This is a genomic window from Kitasatospora sp. NPDC059571 (genome assembly GCF_042735675.1).
Lineage (GTDB): Bacteria > Actinomycetota > Actinomycetes > Streptomycetales > Streptomycetaceae > Kitasatospora.
Genome location: NZ_JBHWBW010000866.1, coordinates 1 through 1,029, shown reverse-complemented (window position 1 = coordinate 1,029; position 1,029 = coordinate 1). Strand labels below are relative to the sequence as shown.

1 protein-coding gene is annotated in these 1,029 nt (G+C 79.7%); it reads right to left on the bottom strand.

Annotated elements, in window-relative coordinates:
- Positions 1 to 119: 119 nt before the first annotated feature.
- On the bottom strand, positions 120 to 905 hold the full coding sequence (locus ACFV0G_RS39625; RefSeq protein WP_380558864.1) for a HEAT repeat domain-containing protein: 786 nt from the start codon (positions 903 to 905) through the stop codon (positions 120 to 122).
- Positions 906 to 1,029 lie beyond the last annotated feature (124 nt).

Below are 1,029 nucleotides of genomic sequence, written 5' to 3'. Positions count from 1 at the left end.
GGGCCGTGGGGGGGGTTCTTTGGTGTGTAGGCGTACCCCCACCCCGCAATAACGGCCGGCGGGTCGACCCCCCCCCGTTTCGGCCGCCGGCGGGTTGTCCCCCCGGCGGTGGTGGCGGGTCAGTCCCGTACCGCCTCCACGGCCTCCCTGACACCGGCGCACGGGTCCTCGGCGAGCCCGTCCAGCAGGGCGGCCACACCGGGGTTGCGCCAGCGGCCGACCGCCCACACCAGGTCCTCGCGCACGCCCGGGTCCGGGTGGCCGGCCAGCCGGGCCAGGGACGGCAGCGGGCCGCTGCGCCGCATGCCGAACCAGTGCAGTGCCTCCCGCAGCGCCGCCGGGTCGCCGGGCGCACCGGCCGCCTCGACCCGGGCGAGCAGAACCCGTGGCGGGGGAGGCGGCCCGTCGAGCTCGTGGGGCCTGCGTTCGCGCAGCCGCCGGGAGCCGTACCCGCCGCCCGCCACGCAGCCGGCGCAGGTGCACGGCACCCGGCCGTGCGCGTCGGGGAGGTAGCGCCAGCCGCTCACCTGCGGTGCGCTGCGGATGCGGTGCACCTCACGGGCCGTCACGGCCCGCGGCACGAAGACCTCCCAGCCGCGCGGGTCCGCCAGCGCGCCGATCCGGCCGACCGCCTCGGCCGCGGTCACCCGCTCGGGCGGCCGGCTGTAGCGGCCGACGGCCACCGGTTCGGCGTCGTCGACCCGCAGGTGGACGGCGATCAGCCCGCCGCGGGTGCCGTGCCTGGCCAGTTCGCGCAGCCACTGGTGGGTCAGCGTGTACGAGCGCAGGACCGGGAAGCAGTACACGCCCCGGGCACCGTCGCGGCCACGGCTCTCGGCCCGGATCCCGGCACGCCGGATCCGCGGTGCGTGGGCGGTCGAGGTGAGGTGGACGAAGGTCGCCATCGCCACAGCCTAGGAGACCGCGGCAGCATCGGGCGCGGCGCGCGCGGCCGCCGCCCCGCCGCGCCCCCCCCCGCCGCCCGCGCTCCCCCGCCCCCCCCCGGCCCGCGCCCCCCCCCCCGCGCCC